The sequence below is a fragment of the Candidatus Aquicultor sp. genome, assembly GCF_054640775.1.
In genome coordinates, this window is the sequence record NZ_JBTSLF010000310.1 from 1 (window position 1) to 2744 (window position 2744).

General features: G+C 39.6%; 3 protein-coding genes. All 3 read right to left on the minus strand.

Annotated elements, in window-relative coordinates; translation table 11 throughout:
- A partial coding sequence (locus ACYC56_RS14585) for an efflux RND transporter permease subunit (RefSeq protein ID WP_461374897.1) occupies nucleotides 1-962 on the minus strand: 962 nt, incomplete at its 3' end.
- A gap of 101 nt (nucleotides 963-1063) precedes the next feature.
- Nucleotides 1064-1435 (minus strand): HYC_CC_PP family protein, encoded by a 372-nt coding sequence (locus ACYC56_RS14590; RefSeq protein ID WP_461374898.1) that lies wholly within the window; start codon nucleotides 1433-1435, stop codon nucleotides 1064-1066.
- 90 nt (nucleotides 1436-1525) lie between these two features.
- Entirely contained in the window at nucleotides 1526-2167 is a 642-nt protein-coding gene (locus ACYC56_RS14595) for a helix-turn-helix domain-containing protein (RefSeq protein ID WP_461374899.1), read from the minus strand.
- Nucleotides 2168-2744: the final 577 nt, after the last annotated feature.

Here is a 2744-nt window from a genome sequence, read left to right on the forward strand (position 1 = left end):
ATGTTGTTGATGACTTCCATGGGGTTGGAACCATAACGTGCCACCACAGCAGCTCCAACCGCTTCCACACCATCCTTGTCAAGACCGCCACGGCGGGGAGCCGGTCCAAAACTCACTTTAGCCACGTCGCTTATGCGCACCGGCACGTTGTTGCGAACTGTAACCACAGCTTCCCTTAAATCGTCGAGGCTTTTAATGTAGCCCAGCCCGCGTATGACGTATTCCACTTTGTTGAGTTCGATTGTTTCGGCACCGATATCCAGGTTGCTTTTTTTCACAGCCTGCATGATATCCATCACCGAAACACCAAAGGCTTTCATGGCATTGGGATCGATGTCCACCTGGTATTCTTTCACAAATCCACCAATGGTGGCCACCTCCGAAACTCCGTTTGAAGCAGAAAGTGAATACTTTACATAATAATCCTGGATTGTTCTCAATTCCTGCGGATCCCAGCCACCAGTAGGTTTTCCGGTTTTCGGGTCGCGTCCTTCGAGGGTATACCAGAAAATTTGTCCCAGCGCAGTGGCATCGGGTCCCAGAGCAGGTTGTACACCTTGAGGTAAGGTCCCGGTCGGGAGTGAGTTTAGCTTTTCGAGAATACGCGAGCGGCTCCAGTAAAATTCGATGTTGTCTTCAAAAATAATGTAGATAAACGACATCCCAAACATGGAGGTGCTGCGAATGGTTTTTACCCCCGGAATACCTAACAAGGAGGTCGTTAACGGGTAGGTGATCTGGTCTTCGATGTCCTTTGGTGAGCGGCCCATCCATTCGGTTGCAACAATCTGCTGGTTGTCGCCGATATCGGGGATGGCATCCACAGGCACCGGATTACGGGGTAACGGTCCTGTTTGCCAGTTAAAGGGTGCATATACGGTCCCCAAAAGGATGAAGACGATGAACAACAAAAGGGTGATTACCTTGTTCTCAAGGAAGAATTTAATGGTTTTATTTAACATGGGTTCATGATTATGATTTCGTGACTCAATGAGTAAAATTAAGATATAATCAGCGCTTTCAGGTATTTAAAGCACTAAATAAATCAATCAATTGAGTGAAATCATAACAGGAAGGTCTGCAGGTTCGAAAGAACCCGTTGTACCGTGAGTGGGGGCGGAGTTTGCGGGGTGTGTATAAGATTTGTGGTGATTTCGGGTACCTTGATCAACAACAATTGTATTTCGGCAGGCACTAAAGTGGCTATCTGTGTGAAATCAAATTCAAAGGTTGTAAGCGAGAAATCGTCTTTCAGTTTGATGGTAATGGTTTCGTTGTGGCACAGGTCGCAGGGTCCATCGCAGCAGGATTCAGGGGTTGAGTTGATGCTGACCGATTCGAAAGAGGATCCACAATAATGCTTTGAGATCGTCAAACCCATACTGGTCACCGCTATAAGCAGTGCCAGAAATATATGACTGATCTTTTTTAACATTTTAAAGGATTAGACTGCAAAAGTAAACACAATTGTAATAAAACTTGTATATAATTCTTTAAAATATGTATATAATTATTCAACCTAATATTATATATCTGATAACGAGCGCCTTGACTCTTTAGTTGATTTTGTAAATTCGGAGGGAGACATACCTGTTACATTTTTAAATTGCTGTGATAAATGTTGACTTGAACTATAGTTTAACTGATGTGCGATTTCACTAATGTTTAACTCTTGATATATTAGAAGTTCTTTGGCTTTTTCTATCTTTTGAAGTATAAAGTATTTTTCTAATGTTTTACCTTCGACATCTTTGAATAAACTACTTAGTGAAGTGTAATTTTGCCCTAAGAGTTCAGGCAGCAATTCACTTAATTTCCCAATCTTTTCTGGATCATTCTGATGATGTACAATGTTAATTATGGAATTTTTAATTCTCATAACTAACTGTGCTTTTTTATTACTTAACAGCTCAAACCCCTGAGCCGAGATCGCATCACTAAATTTTTTCACAAACTCGGGATTAATGCCATCAGATAACGTCACCTCACCTAATTTAACGGTTGTAAATCCTATATTTAGCTTAATAAGTTCTGCTTCAACTGCGCTTATGCATCTTGGGCATACCATTCCCTTAATAAACAATTTGTTAGCATCCATACCTGCAAAATTATAAAAAAACAAACCAAATAAGAAAGTTAATATAGTATATAGAACTAAAAATCCCACGTGCATGGGGTCAAGTGTTACTTTGTGTAGAGAATGTTGACTTTTTATTGGTAGGCTTTATTATTTGGGCACAACAATTTTTTATAAATGTTTTTTGATTACAAATAAATGTGGGTGAAAACATAAAGATTTTTCCAAAGTTATCAAAGAGAAAAACACAGTTAAAATAATAAGGTGGATATACCGGCCCATATGACTATATACAGTTTGTGTGGGGTAAAACCAGGACATTAATTTAATGAATTGATTTGTTGCGACTTAAACTGAGGAATGGTATAAACACCCGTTACGATATGCAATAAATTCGCATGAATGGATATAAAGGTGGAGATGCACTTGCCGCAGACATGAAAATACGCCTAAGGGGGTTGGTCTGATGGATACGATTTAACAGATTAACCTCCTACAGAGAACTGTACTTCAATTTACTAATTTCCTGTCAAAGAAGCACAGAAACCCTGCTTGCCTGGCAGTTTGCTGTTAGAGCCTAGTGCTTGGTTTTTATTCCTTAAATTTTCAGACAATTTATTTTTTATTGAAATACTTTTGAATTATTGAAAGTAATTCATCTTTGTTA